Here is a 17661-nt window from a genome sequence, read left to right on the forward strand (position 1 = left end):
AGGGCATAGAATAGCCGCAGCTCTGGCGGTCAGGATTCATCTACTTACTATGCGCTAAGTAGTCAGTTACACAAAAGAGCCTTATGCTTCGGCTACATCTCTGCATGACGGCCGTGTAAGGGGATACTCACGTATCCTAGCTAGCTGAGGCTTTATTCCAGTACTGCATCACTTCCGGGATGCTGCTTTCCACCCAATCGGCTAGGTCACGCACTTTGTGGGCGGCTTGTTGGCCCAGGGGCGTAAGGCTGTACTCCACATGGGGCGGCACCACTTCGTAGGCCACACGGCGCACCAGGCCGTCGGCTTCCAGCCATTGCAGCGTCTGGGCCAGCATCCGCTCACTCACGCCATCAATTAGGCGGCGTAGCTCACTGAACCGGTGGGTTTCACCATCTAACACCATGAGGACCAGTACGCCCCAGCGGCTGGTAATGTGTTTCATGACGGTGCGGGAAGGGCAGGCCGCCGACAATAAATCACCGCGCCGCAGCTTGTCGGAGAGGGTAACAGCCTCGTTTGTCGAAGATAATTCAACTTTTTTCATACTTACCTTTTTGTACGTACTTACTTTATGTAAGTATAGCACATACTTTTGTCGGGTCACTCATCTAACCAACGAAATCATGAAAATTGCCATCACCGGTGCCACGGGCCAGCTGGGCCGCCTCGTAATTGAAAAGCTGAAAGCCCAAGTGCCCGCCGACCAGATAGTCGGGCTGGTTCGCACCCCAGCTAAAGCCACCGACCTAGGTGTGGAAGTCCGCGAAGCCGATTACAATCAGTCCGCCACTCTGGAAACTGCGCTGGTCGGCGTAAACAAGCTGCTGCTGATTTCTTCCAGCGAAGTAGGGCAGCGGGCCACCCAGCACCGCAACGTTATTGAGGCTGCCAAAAAGGCTGGCGTGCAGCACATTGTCTATACCAGCGTGCTACACGCCGACAGTTCGCCGCTCAGTTTGGCCGATGAGCACCGCGCCACCGAGGCCGACGTAAAAGCGTCGGGCGTGGCGTACACGCTGCTGCGCAACGGCTGGTACACTGAGAACTACACCGGCTCGATACACGGTGCCGTGGCGGGTGGGGCATTCATCGGCAGCGCCAAAGACGGCCGGATTTCGTCGGCTACCCGCGCCGATTTTGCCGATGCCGCTGTGGCCGTGCTCACTGGCGAAGGCCACGAAAACAAAACCTACGAGCTGGCCGGCGATGAGTCATACACCCTGACGGAGCTGGCTGCTGAAATTTCGCGGCAAGCCGGCAAAGACATTCCATACAAAGACCTGCCCGTAGCCGATTACGCCGCCGCCCTGACCGGTTTCGGTATTCCAGAAGGATTTGCGCACGGCCTAGCCGGCTGGGACGCCAACGCCGCCGAGGGTGCGTTGTTCGACGACAGCCGCCAACTCTCGAAGCTGATTGGCCGCCCTACCACGCCGCTGGCTACGGCCGTTGCCGCCGCGCTGAAGTAAGCCGCGAGAAGTAGTGCCAAGTTCAAGCTAGGTCGTGAAGCCCCACCCGCACCGAAGCGTTGCGGGTGGGGCTTCACGATCTAACAAAGGCCATCATTCCGAGCTTGCCGAGGAATGACGGCCTTTGTTAGGTATAGGTTGTTGCGAACCGACTGATGCTACGCGGGCGTTTCGCCGGCGGTGCTGGCTACCAGGCGGGTGCTGCCGGGCACCATAGGGGTACGGGCAGCTAGCTCAGCGGGGGCGTGTTCCGACAGCAGGCGCGCCACTACGGGCCTGTCGGGGCCTTGGTGGAGCTGGCGGGCCAGGGTTTTGATGTCAGCCTCTTCGCGGCTCACGCCCCGGTCATGGAGCTGCTCATATTCCTCCCAAGATTCCACCATGAAGTATTCCACTAGCCGCGTCGGTTCGGCCAAATCGGCGTACAAACCCACCCGGATAGCCCCTTCGCGGCGCCGGATGCGGCTGAGCTCATCCATAATGGCAGCAAAGGCGGGCCGGTCGGCGGGGCTGATGTGGTAGGTGGTTGTGATGATGATGGGGCCGGCATCGGGGGCGGGTTCCTGGTCCAGCAATAGGTCAGGGCGGGAGCGGGCGGGCGTGAAGTCCAGGGCCTCGGTGCTGTTGCTAAGTGAGTACCGGAAAGCCAGCAGCGTGCTAAGCCCTAGCCAGATGGCCGCCCCGGTTAGAGCTACCGGCAACTCCCAGCGGCTGGCCACCGACCCCCATACCACGCTGCCCAGCGCCATACCGCCCTGAATGGTAAGTAAATACAGGCTAATAGTACGGGCCTGCACCCAACGCGGTACCACCGTCTGTACACCCACGCTAAACGAGTTGAGCACCAGCATCCAAGCCATACCCACCAATACCAGCAGCGCCGAAAGCAGCATCTTGTTGTCGGCGAAAGCCAGCCCCAACAGCCCCACCGCAAACGAGAGTGTAGCCACCGTAACGCGCCAATTGATGGTGAGGCGGCGGTTGAGGTGGGGTAATAGTACGGCCCCCAGCACCGCCCCCGCGCCCATGCACGAGAGCAGCACTGAGTAAAACGAAGTTGGCAAAGCTAGGCGCCGCGCTACTACCGCCGGCATCAAAGCAAACAGCGCGCTGGCTCCAAATGTGAAGCACACCCCGCGCACCAAAATACGCTGCACCGGGGGGGCAAACCGGGCGTAGCGGATACCACCCCGGATGGCCGCAAATACCCGTTCCCCTGCCAATGTAGAGGTTACCTGCGGCTCCCGTTTCCAGCGCCACACCATGTAGATAGTAGCCAGAAACGACAGCCCGTTCAGGAGAAAAGCCGCTCCCGCCGAAAAGCTGCCAATCAGCAGTCCGCCCAGTGCCGGCCCGAAGGAGCGGGCTAAGTTGAAACTCACGCTGTTCAGGGCCAGTGCCTGCGGCAGCTGCGCACGGGGCACCAGTTCGGGCGTGACGGTCTGCCACACCGGGTTGTTAAGGGCCCCGCCTAGCCCCAGCAGAAACGTAAGCAGTAGCAGCAACCAGGGTGTAGTGAAACCCAACAGCGTAAGCGTGGCCAGCACGAGCGCCACGGCAGCCATCCAGGTTTGGGTGAGCATCAGCATCCGGCGCCGGTCCACCAGGTCGGCGAGGGCACCGGCGGGTAGGCTTAGCAGAAATACTGGCAGCGCCGATGCCGTTTGAAGCAGCGCCACCAGCACTGGCGAAGGCGTCAGCTCGGTCATGAGCCCCACGGCCCCCACATTCTGCATCCAAGTACCGATGTTGGAAACGAATGAAGCAATCCACAACATCCGGAAAAACGGAATCTTGAGGGGCGCCAGAGAAGAGGCAGAGGGGGCCGCCGGGGCAACAGAAGCAGACATAAAAACAGCAGAAGCGGAAACGCACTGCTTACGTGTGGAGGCATCGTTTTGGTTGATGCTGCTCTGCAATACGCACATGGGTGTAGCCCGTTAGTAACCAAATTGCTTGCTCATGCCAAATGTGATGAGCTGGTGCCAGCGCAGGCCGCCCCAATTAGCTATTTCAAGCACAAGTCGCAGTAGTAGTCAGGATTATTTGCCAAGTGAAGCAGGTTAACGGAAGGGCGGATTAAGCACTAGAATAGTAGTTTATATAATTGTATTATTTGAATTATATATCAGGGCTTATTCGAGCGCAGATGCGGAAAGCGCCGTGAAGGAATGCTTTGTTAGCGAAAAATAATATTCGGGCATCTATGAACCTGCAATCGTTTTCGAAAACGATTCCGGTCAATACAGTTTGTATCTGCCTGCTGAATTGGTTAGTGCCGCTTGGGGTACTCTCTATCTTCAGGTAATACACCGCATATCAGGGTAAAAACCTGATTTTTAAGCTTTGGTAGGCCTGTGCTAGCTTGGTTTCTCACAATTGTACTTCCCTCGTAATCGATTGCAAGGGGTAGCTCAACCGTAGTTTGTGCTGCTTTTGCCGCTCCTAGTTGAAACGAGCTGCTTTATCCGTCCACCCTTATTTCCGCCGCTGCCTATGCCAATAGTATCCTGAATTTGTGCCTTCCGTTCATTTAACCCACCACAGTATGAAAACATCATTTCTCTCACTTTCTGATAGAATCTTTACTTCGCTAGCAGCTACTGCATCTGGTCCGCTCAAAGTCCGGCGCATTGTGGCGGCTTGTCTGCTTGGCTGCACTAGCCTAGGCGTACAAGCGCAGAGTCTGCCGCTGGTTTACTCCGCCGAAAACACGGGCAGCGCTACTTGCGCAACTCCACCGTTGCCTTCCTTCAACCAACTGCCCGTTGTGGAGCCGCTGCCCGACCCGTTTATGTGGTCGGATGGCCGGGGACGCTCCACTAGTTTCACCGACTGGGAATGCCGGCGCAACGAAATCAAGGCTGAAATCGAGAACTATGAGATAGGCCGCAAGCCTGCTCGCCCGCAGAATATCACGGCTAGCTACGCAGCCGGCGTGCTCACTGTCAACGTAACCGAAAATGGCCAGACCCTTACGCTGACGTCACAGGTTTCGCTGCCAACCGGTAGCGGGCGGTTTCCGGCTATTATTGGCATGAACAGCCCCTCGGGCAGCGTGCCGGCTTCGGTGTTTACCAACCGCAATATTGCCCGTATCACGTTCAGCCACAATCAGGTAACCACGTATAGTAACCCACAGCCGACGGACCCTTACTACCGCTTGTATCCCGACCAGAACCTCACCAACGCCGGGCAATACAGCGCCTGGGCCTGGGGCGTGAGCCGCATCATCGACGGCCTGGAGCTGGTGCAGGCCAGCCTACCCATCGACCTAACCCACCTGGGCGTGACGGGCTGCTCGTACGCCGGTAAGATGGCTTTGTTTTCCGGCGCCTTCGACGAGCGGATTGCCCTGACCATTGCCCAGGAATCGGGTGGGGGCGGCGCGCCGGCTTGGCGCGTTTCCGAAACCTTGGGGGCTGTGGAAAAACTGGGGGCCACGGATTACCGCTGGTTCAAAGACGATATGCAGCAGTTTGCCGGCAGCAACGTGGCCAAACTGCCTCACGACCACCACGAGCTGATGGCTATGATTGCGCCCCGGGCCTTGCTGGTAACCGGCAACACTGATTTCGAATGGCTAGCCAACCCTGCGGCCTACGTGTCGGCGCGGGCGGCGCATGAGGTGTGGAAGACGTTTGGGGTAGGGGACCGGTTCGGCTTTTATATTGATGGCGGGCACGGGCACTGCGCCATTCCCGGCACCCAATTGCCGGCAGTAGAAGCCTTTGTAGACAAATTTATGCTGGGCAATACCAACGTCAATACTGACATTACCGTCAACCCATACCCCTTAGTGAATTACCAGCGTTGGTACCAATGGTGGGGCACCAACAATCCGGTGCTACCCGCCGAGCCGCTCGGCAAAAGAATCTGGCTGGAAGCAGGTTGCGCCGCCGTGGGCTCCGACTGGCAAACCGTAGCCGACCCAACTGCCACCAATGGCAGCTACCTAGTAGTGAATGGCTTGAACAGCACGGCCGCCGCTCCCGGCCCCAGCGGCCAAGTGACTTTCTCGTTCAACGTGGATAGCGCCGCTACCTACAACTTTGTGGCCCGCCTTAATTGCCCTACTGCCAACGATGACAGCTACTGGGTGAAGATTGACAACGGCGCCTTCGCAACAATCAACGGCCTGACTACTTCGGGCTGGCAATGGACGCGGCTCACTAGTTCTAACCTGAGTGTTGGCCCGCATACACTCACCATCGGCTACCGCGAAGACGGTGCCCAGCTCGATAAGCTGCTGGTTACCACTTCCAACGCCACCATTACCGGGCTAGGTGGGGCTACCACTGAGGCCGATACCACGCCGCCAGTTATTAAAGCTGCGGGATTTATGATGGCTATTGAACGAAACGGCACCCGCACCATTGAGGCCGCCGATGTGGACTGGGGCAGCTACGACAATTGCAGCGGCGTGGCCTCCATGACGCTGGATAAGACGACGTTCACCTGCGCCAATATGGGCCCCAACCAGGTTACTCTCACCGTCACCGACAACGCCGGTAATTCCACCAGCGAAACCGTAACCGTGATGCTCGTGGACAATACGGCGCCTACCATTATGGCGGCGGGCTTTCAGGTAAGCCTGATGAATGGCACGCGCAAGATTGAAGCTAGTGACGTAGACTACGGCAGCACCGACGACTGTGGTATTGCTTCCATGACCATCAGCCCGAGCACCTTTACCTGTGCCAACATTGGCCCGAACGAGGTGACGCTGACCTGCGTGGACAACGCCGGCAACTCGGCCAGCAAAACCGTAACCGTACTGGTAACCGGCGACGCCAGCTGCTTGTCGTCGTTGGGTGGCTTGGCTAGCAACACCGTAAGCAGCGGCCCGGCCGGCGAGTTGCAGGCCTTCCCGAACCCGGCCACCGAGCAGGCTACTATCAGCTTCAAGGCGCTGAAAGCCGGTGCCGCGCAGGTGCTGGTGTACAACACCCTGGGCCGCTTGGTAGCCACCCTCTACGATGGACCAGTGGAAGCCGGCGGCCAGTACAGCGCCACCCTCGACAGCCGCGCGCTGCCGGGCGGCGTGTACACCTGCCAGCTCCGCACCCCCAGCGGCACCAAAACCACCCGCCTGCTAGTAGTGAAATAAGTGCCGGCTACATAGCCACTCAATAAAACAGCCCCGGCTTCTTAGTAAAGTCGGGGCTGCTTTGTTTTTGCGAAGTGCCAAGTGGTGCGTCTTTACACCGTTCTGCTAGCTGCTAGAAGCAGTTACAGCACGTAAAAGGTCCCTTCTTCAGGAACCGGTACGCGTACTGGCGGCTTCTCGCCAATCATCTGCTTGAGGTTGGTTTCGATGGTTTGGGCAATGGCCGTCATTGGGGTATCGGTGGGCTTGCACTCGAAGGGGTCCTGCAAGTGAATAGCCATTTTTTCAATCAGGAAAAAAGCCGACGAAATGGCTACCACCATCAGCACTTCCAGCACGCCAAATACTTCCAGCAGTGCAAACGGCAGCAGCATGACAAAGAAGAACAAGCAGAAGTGAATGTACAGCGTGTAAGTAGCCGGGAACACCGTGTTCTTGATTCGCTCACAGCGGCCCATCGAGTCGGTGAGCTTGGTCAGGATGCCTTCCATTTCCACCTGCTGATACGGATTCAGCCAGCCTTCCCGCAACGCGTAGCGCAAATCTTGGCCGTGCAGCAGAAGCAGAGCGTTGGGCACATTGTCGTGCTTGGCCACGAAGTCAACTTCCTCGGGTGTGAGGTAGCGGCGGATTTTATCGAGGTCCATTTGCTTGCGCAACGACATGCCCACGCTGTAGGTCCAGGCAATCTGCCGGTTGGTGAGCCGCTGCACCCAAGTGCGGGCGTCGGAAGAGTCATAAGGCGGCTCGGTGAAGCACAGCACCTGCCGAATCAGGGAGCGGGAGTCGTTCACGATGGCGCCCCAGGCAATGCGCGCCTCCCACCACCGGTCGTAGGCCTGATTGGACTTGAAGGCCAGCAGCAACGACAGAATCGTGCCTAGTACCATGGGTACGCTCAGCGGCAACGACACTTCCATGATGTGCAGAAACCGGTCTTCCAGCGCAATGATGGAAGCATATATAAAGACGAATATTATTTCCCATTTAATCTTCCCAAACACGTAGGAAAGAGGGATTTTTGTTTTCAACAACATAGGTCAAGTGTGGTAGAGCGGGTGCGATGAATGAGGATGGCTGCTTGTGCAACCCACCGGGCAAGGCATTTGCGCGGTGTGGCACAGCAAATGAGAAGGCAACCAGAAATCGGGAGGTGCTGGCAATGAGCCAGTTCATGATTTCAGCCACTTGCCTCTCAGGCTGTCATACAAAGCAACGGCGCGGCTATTAAAGTGATATTAAGACGGAATTATAACGACGTTAAAAGCAATTTTTTCCGGGTTTCGGGCTATATAGAGCAGCAAGCAGAGCAGTTCAACTGTCACCCGATGCCAGTTAGCGGCGCCCGCGCCGCCCGAAAAAAGTGCCCAAACCAGACCGTACGGGCATAGCAACCGATTGCACTTAAGCAGTACGTAACCCCGCCGCCGGCCCGGCTACTGTGGGGTTACGGCCAGCCTAGAAAGGGCTGTGAATTGCTTCTACATGAAGTTTTCCTTCATACCGTCTTCATGTCCGGGCCGGTGCTTTGTGTCACTTACTTATAAGACACAAGCAATGCACCCCATTTCAGCTACTCTTTCTGCGCTACCCACGCCAGGTTGGCAATCCTGCTGCTGGCAGCCCTCAACTGCCTGTCAGTCAAGAGGCAGCCAGTAAGTATTGCCTCTCATTCCGCCACTATTATCCCTTAGAATTACCAGGAAGGCCCTCATGAAAATGAAAAGACCGTTTGTGCTCGTGCTGATGAGCTTGGCTGTGTTGTACTCCGGTACAAGCTGCTCGAAGAAGGAAAAAGAGAAGGAAGAAAAAATCAAGCTGCTGGTTACCAGTCCGCTGGCTAAGGACACCACCATCACCAAGGAGTACGTGGCCCAAATTCACTCCATCCAGCACATCGAGATGCGGGCCCTGGAGAAAGGCTACCTCCAGAAGATTTATGTGGACGAGGGGCAATCTGTGAAGCAAGGCCAGCTGATGTTCCAAATCATGCCCCTGATTTATCAGGCCGAGCTGAAAAAGTCGCAGGCCGAGGCCAACTACGTGGGGCTGGAATACCAGAACACCAAGAAGCTGGCCGACAACAATGTGGTGTCGAAAAACGAACTGGCGTTGGCCCAGGCTAAGTTCGACAAAGCCAACGCCGAAGTTGGCCTTGCTCAAACCCACCTGCAATTCACCACCATCAAGGCACCTTTCAGCGGCATCATGGACCACTTCCAGGCCCGGCTGGGTAGCTTGGTGGATGAAGGCGACCTGCTGACCACGCTGTCTGATAACAGCAAGATGTGGGTGTACTTCAACGTGCCCGAGGCCGAGTACCTCGCCTACAAATCACACGCCCAAGCCAGCAACCAGCCCGTGCGCTTAATGATGGCCAACAACGAGGTATTCAACCAGCCCGGCGTGGTGCAAACCATTGAGGCTGACTTCAATAACGAAACCGGCAACATTGCTTTTCGGGCCACTTTTCCGAACCCTAAAGGCCTGCTGCGCAACGGCGAAACCGGCAGTATCCTGATGACGGTTCCGCTTAGGCACGCCCTCATCATCCCGCAGAAAGCCACCTTCGAGGTGCTGGAAAAGAAGTTCGTATATGTGGTAGACGACAAGAAGCGGGTGCACCAAAAAGAAATTACGGTGGCCTCAGAAATGCCCGACCTCTACGTGGTGTCCAGCGGCCTAGCCAGCACCGATAAAATCCTGCTTGAAGGTATCCGCAAGGTGAAGGACGGCGACAAAATCAGGTACGCTTACCAGGAGCCGAAGTCGGTTGTCGCCCACCTGAAAACCTACTCTGAATAAAGCTATTAGCTGTTAGCTGCTGGCCGTTAGCGCGTGATGTTGCTAACTGCTAAGCGCTAACAGCTAGTAGCCAACAGCTAACAGCTAAAATCCATGTTCAGTAAATTCCTTCGTCGCCCCGTGTTTGCCATCGTTATATCGGTGGTAATCATGTTCCTGGGTGTTCTGGCCATCAAAACCCTGCCGAACTCCCAGTTCCCGGAAATTTCGCCACCGATGGTAATGGTAAGCACGGCGTATCCGGGCGCCAGCGCCAAGGTACTCACCGAGTCGGTGTTGATTCCGCTGGAGCAGGCCATCAATGGTGTGCCCGGCATGAAGTACATGACCTCCGATGCTGTATCGGCCGGGGAAGCCAACATCCAGATTGTGTTCAACCTGGGTACCGACCCCGAGCAGGCGGTAGTAAACGTAAACACCCGTATTGCGCAGATTCTGAACCGCTTGCCGGTGCTGGTGCAGCGCGAAGGCGTGGTGGTAAACCGCGTGGTGCCCAACATGCTGATGTATGTGAACCTCTACAGCAAGGACAAGAATACCGACATGCGGTACTTGTTCAACTACGCCGGGGTGAACATGCTGCCTGAAATTCAGCGAATCGATGGTATCGGGCGGGCCAGCATCCTAGGTAGCCGCCAGTACGCCATGCGCGTATGGCTAAAGCCGGACCGCATGCGCGCCTATAATCTGTCCGTAGATGATGTGATGGGGGCCCTCAACGACCAGAGCGTTATCGGCTCACCGGGCCGCATCGGCCGCTCCGACGGCAAAGAGGCCTCAGCGCTGGAATACGTGCTGACCTACAAGGGCCGCTTCAACGACGTGGAGGAGTATAAGAACGTTATCATCAAGGCCAACTCCAACGGCGAAACGCTGCGCCTCAAAGACGTAGCCAACGTGGAGCTGGGCTCGGAATTCTACGACATCTACTCCAACCTCGACGGCTACCCCTCGGCGGCCATTATGCTGAAGCAAACCTACGGCTCCAACGCTTCGGACGTAATTAAGAGCGTGAAATCCAAGCTGGAGGAGCTGAAGAAAACCATGCCGCCCGGCATGGACTACAAAATCAGCTACGACGTATCGAACTTCCTCGACGCCTCCACCGAAAACGTAATCCACACCCTGCGCGACGCCTTCCTGCTGGTGGCTCTGGTGGTATTCCTGTTCCTCGGCGACTGGCGCTCCACGCTCATCCCGATTATTGCAGTGCCGGTGTCACTGGTAGGCGCGTTCATTGCCATGCAGGCTTTCGGCATGACCATCAACATGATAACGCTCTTTGCGCTGGTGCTGGCCATCGGTATTGTGGTCGATGACGCCATTGTGGTAGTGGAAGCAGTGCACGCCAAGATGGAAGAGAAGCACCTTTCGCCCTACGGCGCGGTGCGCGAGGTAGTAGGCGAAATCAGTGGTGCCATCATTGCCATTACCATTCTGATGACGGCGGTATTCGTGCCGGTGGCCTTCATGAGCGGTCCGGTGGGTATTTTCTACCGCCAGTTCTCTATTACGATGGCCTCCAGTATCGTCATTTCCGGTATCGTGGCCCTGACGCTGACGCCGGTGCTGTGCGCCATGATTCTGAAGAACAACCACGGCCAGCCCCGCAAGAAAACGCCCATCAACCGGTTTATCGACTGGTTTAACCGTGGGTTTGAGCGCCTGACCGGCCGCTACACCAACCTGCTGGAAAAAGTGGTGGACCGCCGCGTACTGACCTTCCTGATTCTGGCTGGTTTTGGGGTGGGCATCTTCGGCATCTCCTCCACGCTGCCGTCGGGTTTCATTCCGGCCGAAGACCAGGGCATGCTCTACGCCATCATTCAAACCCCGCCCGGCTCCACGCTGGAACGCACCAACGCCCTCTCGCAACAGCTCTCGAAGCTGGCCGAGAAAGTGCCCGGCATCGAAAGTGTTTCGTCGCTGGCCGGGTATGAGGTGCTCACCGAGGGCCGTGGTTCCAACGCCGGTACCTTGCTGATTAGCCTCAAGCCGTGGTCGGAGCGCAAAGAGTCGGTGCACGAAATAGTGGAAGGACTAGAGAAGAAAGCCCAGGAAATTCCGGGCGCGACCATCGAATTCTTCGAGCCGCCGGCAGTACCCGGCTACGGCGCCGCGGGTGGTTTCCAGCTCCAATTGCTCGATAAGACCAGCACCGGCGACTACAAAGCGCTGGAAAAAGTGAACGAGGAATTTATGGCCGAGCTGAAAAAGCGCAAGGAACTAGCCGGCCTGTTCACCTTCTTCTCGGCCAACTATCCGCAATACGAGCTGCAGATTGACAACCAGCTGGCCATGCAGAAAGGCGTGACCATTGGCAACGCCATGAACACGCTGAGTGTGATGGTGGGCTCCACCTACGAGCTGGGCTTCATCAAGTACCAGCGCTTCTTCAAGGTGTTCGTGCAGGCCTCGCCCGAGTACCGCCGGCTGCCCAAGGACATCCTGGATTTGTGGGTGAAAAACGACAAGGGTGAAATGGTGCCGCTTTCGGCCTTCATGAAGATTGTGAAGGGCCAGGGCGCCAACGAAATCAACCGCTACAATATGTATCCCACGGCCTCTATCCGCGGCGACGCCGCCGCTGGCTTCAGCTCGGGCGAGGCCATTAAAGCGGTGCAGGAAGTGGCTGCCAAAACCTTGCCCCGCGGCTACGACATCGACTGGGGCGGCTTGTCGAAAGACGAGGTGAGCCGCGGCAACGAGGCTATCTACATCTTCCTGGTGGTGCTGGCCTTCGTGTACTTGGTGCTGGCCGCCCAGTATGAGAGCTTCCTGCTGCCGCTGGCCGTTATCTTCTCGCTGCCGGCCGGGGTGTTCGGCTCGTTCCTGCTCATCAAAACGATGGGCCTGGCCAACAACATCTACGCCCAGGTGGGCCTGGTCATGCTGGTAGGTTTGCTGGGTAAGAACGCCGTGCTGATTGTGGAATTTGCGGTGCAGAAGCACGAGGAAGGTATGTCGGTGCGCGACGCGGCCATTGAAGGAGCTAAGGTGCGTTTCCGCCCGATTCTGATGACCTCCTTCGCCTTCATTGCCGGTTTGATTCCGCTGGTGTTAGCCCACGGGGCTGGGGCCATCGGCAACCGTACCATCGGTACCTCGGCCCTCGGGGGTATGCTGTTCGGTACCATTTTCGGGGTGGTGCTGGTCCCCGGCCTGTACTACATCTTCGGCACGCTGTCGGCGGGCCGCAAGCTGATTGGGGATGAAAACGAACACCCACTGTCGGAGTTCGAGCCGCACGTTATAGTTGAAGAATTAGAAGCTCATGCTTAAGAAACGCCTTTATCAGTACCTCAGCGCCGCCAGCTTAACGCTGGCGGTAGCCGGCTGCGCCACCCCCAAGCTGGCCGAAAAAGCCGTGAACCGCAGTGTGCCCGCCAGCTACTCCACCGCCCCCAATGCCACGCCCGATGCCAATCTGGCCCCGGCCCGCTGGAAAGAGTTTTTCACCGACCCCAACCTGACGGCCCTGATTGACACCGCGCTGCGCAACAACCAGGAGCTGAACATTGCCTTGCAGGAAATCCAGATTGCCCGCAACGAAGTGCAGATTCGCAAGGGCGAGTACCTGCCGTTTGTGGGGCTGGGCGTGAAGGCCGAATCCGAGAAGGCGGCGCGGTACACGCTTCGCGGAGCCACGGAAGAAGCCGTCAACATCAAAGACGACAAACGTAACCCCGACCCGTTGCAGAACTTCCAGATTGGCGCCTTTGCTAGTTGGGAAGTGGATATCTGGCACAAGCTGCGCAACGCCCGCAAGTCGGCGGCGCTACGCTACCTATCCACCGTAGAAGGCCGGAACTTCACGGTAACCAACCTGATTGCCGAAATAGCCAACTCGTACTACGAGCTGCTGGCCCTGGACAATCAGCTGCTGATCGTGCAGCAAAACATCGAGATTCAAACCAATGCCTTGCGCTTGGTGAAACTTCAGAAGGAGTCGGCGAGGGTGACGGAACTGGCCGTGCAGCGCTTCGAGGCCCAGGTGCATAACACCCGTAGTATTCAGTACAACATTCAGCAGCGCATCGTCGAAACCGAAAACCGCATCAACTTTTTGGTGGGTCGGTATCCGCAGCCCATTACCCGCAACGATGCTACGTTCAACGACTTGGTACCAACGGTGATGCAAGCAGGAGTGCCGTCGCAGTTGCTGCAAAACCGCCCCGATATCCGGCAGGCTGAGCAGCAGCTAGCTGCTGCCAAGCTGGATGTGCAGGTGGCCCGGGCCAGCTTCTACCCGTCGTTGCGCATCACAGGGGGCGTCGGGTTCGAAGCCTTCAAACCCGGTTTGGTGTTCACCTCTCCTGAGTCCATGCTGTACTCCTTGGCCGGTGATTTGGTGGCGCCGCTGGTGAACCGCAACGCCATTAAGGCGGTGTATGGTAGTGCCAACGCCGTGCAAACCCAGGCGGCCTACCAGTATGAACGGACCGTGCTCAACGCCTACGTGGAAGTAGCCAACGAATTGGCCAACATCAGCAACCTGGCCAAAAGCTACGATGAGAAAGCCAAAGAAGTGCAGGCCCTCAACCAGTCCACTACCATTGCCAACAGCCTCTTCAGCTCGGCCCGCGCCGAATACACGGAGGTACTGTTCACCCAGCGCGATGCTCTGGAATCCAAGTTCGACCTCATCGAAACTAAAACCCAGCAGCTCAACGCCATGGTAAACGTGTACCGGGCCCTGGGGGGTGGGTGGAACTAAGCTTTCCGTAAGAAAATATAGACTACAGAAAGGGCCGCCAGTAGCTACTGGCGGCCCTTTCTGTTGAAAAAAATCAGTGCTAGCAGAAATGTCTGTCTAGTTGGGTAATATATGGAAGAGTACACCCAACCGAGAAAGTAACAGTGGCCTAGCTAACGGCACCTTTGCGGTTACTACGGCTGGCCTGGCCACCCTTGCGACCAGCTTCGCGGGCTTGTTCGGTGGTCCACTGGTGGCCCCGGCCGCTCTGGTGTGAGGCTTTGCCGCCTTCGCTGGCAATGCGGCGCTGAGTGGCCGGGTCCATGGCAGCAAAGCCGCGGGGGTTACCGGTTTTAGTGGCAAGAGCAGTGCGGTCAGTAGCGGCACGTTGGGAGGAAGTAGCCATACAATAGAAAGAATGGGTTGTGGAAAGGAAAAAAGTTGGGAGAAAGAGAACAGTAGCTCTAGATAATAGGCGGAAGAACTTGGAAGACTTGCTGCAGATGTAGCAGGCGCAGGGCACTGCCCAGTACAGCATTCACGTTGTAGAGCAGAATGTCGGCTCCGGCGTGCTTGGTTAGGAGCAACTGCGACACTAGGTAGCTCACGCCCTGTGTCTGTAGGCAGGTTAGGTGTTGGCAGTTGATAAGAAATTGCGGGCGCCGCCGCGGATTAGCTTGGTGGAGCAACTGGGCCAACTGCACAGAATCTGTATGGTTCAAGTCTACAGAATATACCCTAGGGAGCGGGCCAGGAAGGCTATATGTAGCTGGCATAAGTGAAATCAGAAGCTGGGCAGACGAATGAAGGGGCAGCCATAGAAAAGCTGTAACTCAAAAATAGAGATGCCTGCTTTGATTTAACTGCGTAATAATGACCAAATTACTGCTACGTAGTAATGCCAGCGGGCTGGAATTTATACCAGCTTGTTTTGCGTGGTAGGCCACAAAGGCGCCACGAATGAGCCTCGTGCAAACCTATTGGGCATGTACTGCACAAGGCCAAACAGCCAGCGAGTGCTGTGAGCTTGCAAGCGCAATAAGGAATAGTGGCCACGCAGGCTAGCGCCTTCAAAGCACATGTGCAGCCGTTCCAAGCCATTAGGAATTGGCAGCGTGCCGCGCACCAGCGTGCATTGCCCAGTGTCAAGCACTTGCTCCGCAAGTGGCAGCTCAACGGATTCTATCAGGAAGGAGTGGCTTTGTTTGCCTAGCCGCCGCTGGTGCTGCTGCGGTAGCACCCAATGCACCAGCGCCGCTGATGGAGTGGCCCGCTCAGCACCAAGTAGGTTCTGGTTGTAAATAGCCAGATGCTGGTCCGATGTACTTCCAGCTGACTTCCAAAGAACAAATTGCAGAGACGCCATTGCTAGCAGGTTGAGGGAGAGAAATCAAACAGCAACAAGTGCTGCCCAAGAAATGGGCAACAGGTCCTAAGCTGAACTCACTGACTGGAAGGCGGAAAGGCGAAGTGCTTTATGGAAGCCCTTTTCTGCTGCCACTAGCTGGCCTCTGTTGCAGCAGAATCACTGCCACTCCAACCGCACCTTCAGACCATAGCCAACTCCCTCCTTTAACGAACTTACAAACGGCAGGAACGCTGAATTTCCACTGAAAAAGCGCCGGGAGAAGCACGTAATTTCAACTCAGTAGAATTCAGTATTCCTCCGTGTAAGCTGCGTAGCTTAGCTGTAAAATGAGATAAACCCAACGCCGGTTACGTAAGTAGCACCGCAGTATAGCGGCCAGCTAAACGGCCGAATACAAAAGAGGTATTCTGGGAGTGCTCACCACCAAAAGCAAGAGCAGCACCCGAGCCAGTGCGCTACCTAAAGGCGCGGCAAACTAAGTAGTGCCGCCAATCTTTGTGGGTCGGTAGTGGGCCAGTAATAATATTCCAAAGGAGTCATCCAGTCCCCAACAAGTACCTCCACCTCATCAGAATCTGCTACGCACAGCACATATACAGGGCCAGTGGGCAAGTGTCGAACATACACATCACCAGCATATTGCCAACTGTACGGTGGTTGCGAGCAGGGCGCAAAGCCTATCTCCTGGAGCTGCAAAGCAGTAAGGCGTGGCATGACTAAAGGCAGAGGATTAAAAGATTTTGGCTAGCAGCGCAGAAATCAAAAGACACGCACTATCCAAAACGAAATACGACGCCTCCATTAACCCCACCCTTCGTCATGCAAGATGCCTCTTACTACCCGAGGGCAACTCGGTATAAAGCAGTATTTAGCAATACGTATAGGCTAGTAATTATAGAATAAGTATATATACTGAGTTAGTTGCTCAGGTGCAATAACGGGTGTGTAGCGTGCCTGAGCGTAACAAGCTTCAGAGCAAGTGCAAGCTATTGCTGCTCTTGCTCCGAGGCTGTGGTGGCTCCCGTTGAACCGTTGAGTAGAAATTCCCGCAGCCTATTGATGTGGGCCTTGATTTCTTCGAGGCGCTCTTCTTGCTGCACCGACCATAGGCCCTCGCCCCGGATGGCCATGGTACTTAGCAGGTTTTTGCGTTCTTCCATCATGCGCAGTGCCACCCACAGTGTTTCTTCCAACGCGTGCTTGGAACTCTCAAAGAGAGCGTCGGCGGTGAAGGCGTGGCCGGTGTGGCAGCGGAAACGAAGTACATTGCCGTGTTCCAGCTTCCAGAGAGCCCCACCGCAGTCGGGGCAGGTCATAGGCACTCGTTCGCCTAGGCGGTCAGCTTCTTCGGTGGTTCCCACAACTCTTTCCGCAATGGCGGCCTCCGATTTTAAGTCGTCTGGGATAGAAATTGGTGATGGTAGCGCTTGGCTGGTTAGCTCCTGCAAAAGAGCTCCCATATCCGAAAGCGGCACTACGTAATCTACAGCTACGTTGCGCATGGCCGTGTAAGGCATGCTCGGAAACTCGGCATCGGCGGGTGTCTGCACCACGGCTCTGCCGCCGCACCGCTTAATAAAGTCGAAACCAGCAGTACCATCATGAAGCATGCCAGTGAGTATTACACCAATAACGGCTGAGCCGTGGCTCACAGCCACCGACCGGAACAAGGCATCTACGGCTGGCCGGTAGTTGTTTTCGCGGGGGCCCCGCGTAACTAGCATCCGGCCGTCGTGCACCAGCAAGTGTCGGTCGGCGGGGGCTAAGTAGAGGTGGCCTGCTTGAATGGTGTCGCCGTGGGCTGCCAGGTGGCAGCGCAACCGAGTATGCATGTTCAAGCGAGATACTAAATGCTCGCCCGACGAATCGGGAGCTAAATGCTGTACTACCAGCACAGCCGCTGGCAGGGTAGCAGGCAACTGGGAAACCAGCTCAACAAGAGCTGGCATACCCCCCGCCGAAGTTCCGATGGCAATGATATAGGTTGGTTTCACTCAGGGAAATGAAAATAATTGCGAAAGGCGGAGTCGCGCGAAGCCGTCTTTTATGAGTCTACATAAAGTACGTACTCAAAAGAAAGTTGGTCTAGCCATTGTACTTGATTTTTTTGGCAGAGCAGCAACTTTCAAAACGGCAGGAGCTTGGGCTTTCTGTTTACTTTTGACAGTAACATGATTTTCAGATTTTCCTTTATAGCCTTTTATTGGCT

12 protein-coding genes are annotated in these 17661 nt (G+C 56.4%); 5 read left to right on the forward strand and 7 right to left on the reverse strand.

Annotated features, from left to right (window positions below; all coding sequences use genetic code 11):
- Positions 1-136: 136 nt before the first annotated feature.
- The gene (locus G536_RS0116265) at positions 137-547 is read right to left on the reverse strand and encodes a winged helix-turn-helix transcriptional regulator (protein ID WP_022824665.1); all 411 of its coding nucleotides are present in this window, start codon (positions 545-547) and stop codon (positions 137-139) included.
- 79 nt (positions 548-626) lie between these two features.
- On the opposite strand from G536_RS0116265, the gene G536_RS0116270 reads away from it, so the two are divergent.
- On the forward strand, positions 627-1472 hold the full coding sequence (locus tag G536_RS0116270) for an SDR family oxidoreductase (RefSeq protein WP_022824666.1): 846 nt from the start codon (positions 627-629) through the stop codon (positions 1470-1472).
- 158 nt (positions 1473-1630) lie between these two features.
- Here the strand turns inward: G536_RS0116270 and G536_RS28335 are convergent, their stop codons facing one another.
- Positions 1631-3322 (reverse strand): MFS transporter, encoded by a 1692-nt coding sequence (locus tag G536_RS28335; protein WP_022824667.1) that lies wholly within the window; start codon positions 3320-3322, stop codon positions 1631-1633.
- Between the two features lie 698 nt (positions 3323-4020).
- Between G536_RS28335 and G536_RS32240 the strand changes: the two genes are divergently transcribed.
- Positions 4021-6582, forward strand: coding sequence for a glucuronyl esterase domain-containing protein (locus G536_RS32240; RefSeq protein WP_157530691.1), 2562 nt, complete (start codon positions 4021-4023; stop codon positions 6580-6582).
- 122 nt (positions 6583-6704) lie between these two features.
- On the opposite strand, the gene G536_RS0116285 is transcribed toward G536_RS32240, so the two are convergent.
- Entirely contained in the window at positions 6705-7619 is a 915-nt protein-coding gene (locus tag G536_RS0116285) for a bestrophin family protein (protein WP_022824669.1), read from the reverse strand.
- A gap of 682 nt (positions 7620-8301) precedes the next feature.
- Here G536_RS0116285 and G536_RS0116290 point away from each other — a divergent pair.
- From G536_RS0116290 to G536_RS0116300, 3 genes are all read left to right on the forward strand, one after another.
- Positions 8302-9387 carry an efflux RND transporter periplasmic adaptor subunit gene (locus G536_RS0116290; RefSeq protein ID WP_026880279.1) on the forward strand — a complete coding sequence of 362 codons (1086 nt, stop codon included), beginning with the start codon at positions 8302-8304 and terminating at the stop codon, positions 9385-9387.
- A 93-nt stretch (positions 9388-9480) separates the two neighbouring features.
- Entirely contained in the window at positions 9481-12669 is a 3189-nt protein-coding gene (locus G536_RS0116295; RefSeq protein WP_022824671.1) for an efflux RND transporter permease subunit, read from the forward strand.
- Positions 12662-14104, forward strand: a complete 1443-nt coding sequence (locus G536_RS0116300) for a TolC family protein (protein WP_022824672.1) — start codon at positions 12662-12664, stop codon at positions 14102-14104. Before G536_RS0116295 ends, G536_RS0116300 begins: the two co-directional genes overlap by 8 nt.
- Before the next feature lie 148 nt (positions 14105-14252).
- On the opposite strand, the gene G536_RS28345 is transcribed toward G536_RS0116300, so the two are convergent.
- The 4 genes from G536_RS28345 to G536_RS0116320 form a co-directional block, all read right to left on the reverse strand.
- The gene (locus G536_RS28345; protein ID WP_022824673.1) at positions 14253-14489 is read right to left on the reverse strand and encodes a KGG domain-containing protein; all 237 of its coding nucleotides are present in this window, start codon (positions 14487-14489) and stop codon (positions 14253-14255) included.
- Between the two features lie 58 nt (positions 14490-14547).
- Positions 14548-14805 carry an STAS domain-containing protein gene (locus tag G536_RS0116310; RefSeq protein ID WP_022824674.1) on the reverse strand — a complete coding sequence of 86 codons (258 nt, stop codon included), beginning with the start codon at positions 14803-14805 and terminating at the stop codon, positions 14548-14550.
- A gap of 194 nt (positions 14806-14999) precedes the next feature.
- Positions 15000-15449, reverse strand: a complete 450-nt coding sequence (locus G536_RS0116315; RefSeq protein WP_022824675.1) for a hypothetical protein — start codon at positions 15447-15449, stop codon at positions 15000-15002.
- A 989-nt stretch (positions 15450-16438) separates the two neighbouring features.
- A complete protein-coding gene (locus G536_RS0116320) occupies positions 16439-17446 on the reverse strand; it encodes a chemotaxis protein CheB (RefSeq protein ID WP_022824676.1) in 1008 nt (335 codons plus the stop codon).
- Between the last annotated feature and the right edge of the window lie 215 nt (positions 17447-17661).

It is taken from the genome of Hymenobacter norwichensis DSM 15439, from assembly GCF_000420705.1.
GTDB lineage: Bacteria > Bacteroidota > Bacteroidia > Cytophagales > Hymenobacteraceae > Hymenobacter > Hymenobacter norwichensis.

Coding starts and splice junctions, on each gene's coding strand:
- G536_RS0116265 (WP_022824665.1), bottom strand. CDS start 547: ATGAAAAAAGTTGAATTATCTTCGACAAACGAGGCTGTTACCCTCTCC.
- G536_RS0116270 (WP_022824666.1), top strand. CDS start 627: ATGAAAATTGCCATCACCGGTGCCACGGGCCAGCTGGGCCGCCTCGTA.
- G536_RS28335 (WP_022824667.1), bottom strand. CDS start 3,322: ATGTCTGCTTCTGTTGCCCCGGCGGCCCCCTCTGCCTCTTCTCTGGCG.
- G536_RS32240 (WP_157530691.1), top strand. CDS start 4,021: ATGAAAACATCATTTCTCTCACTTTCTGATAGAATCTTTACTTCGCTA.
- G536_RS0116285 (WP_022824669.1), bottom strand. CDS start 7,619: ATGTTGTTGAAAACAAAAATCCCTCTTTCCTACGTGTTTGGGAAGATT.
- G536_RS0116290 (WP_026880279.1), top strand. CDS start 8,302: ATGAAAAGACCGTTTGTGCTCGTGCTGATGAGCTTGGCTGTGTTGTAC.
- G536_RS0116295 (WP_022824671.1), top strand. CDS start 9,481: ATGTTCAGTAAATTCCTTCGTCGCCCCGTGTTTGCCATCGTTATATCG.
- G536_RS0116300 (WP_022824672.1), top strand. CDS start 12,662: ATGCTTAAGAAACGCCTTTATCAGTACCTCAGCGCCGCCAGCTTAACG.
- G536_RS28345 (WP_022824673.1), bottom strand. CDS start 14,489: ATGGCTACTTCCTCCCAACGTGCCGCTACTGACCGCACTGCTCTTGCC.
- G536_RS0116315 (WP_022824675.1), bottom strand. CDS start 15,449: ATGGCGTCTCTGCAATTTGTTCTTTGGAAGTCAGCTGGAAGTACATCG.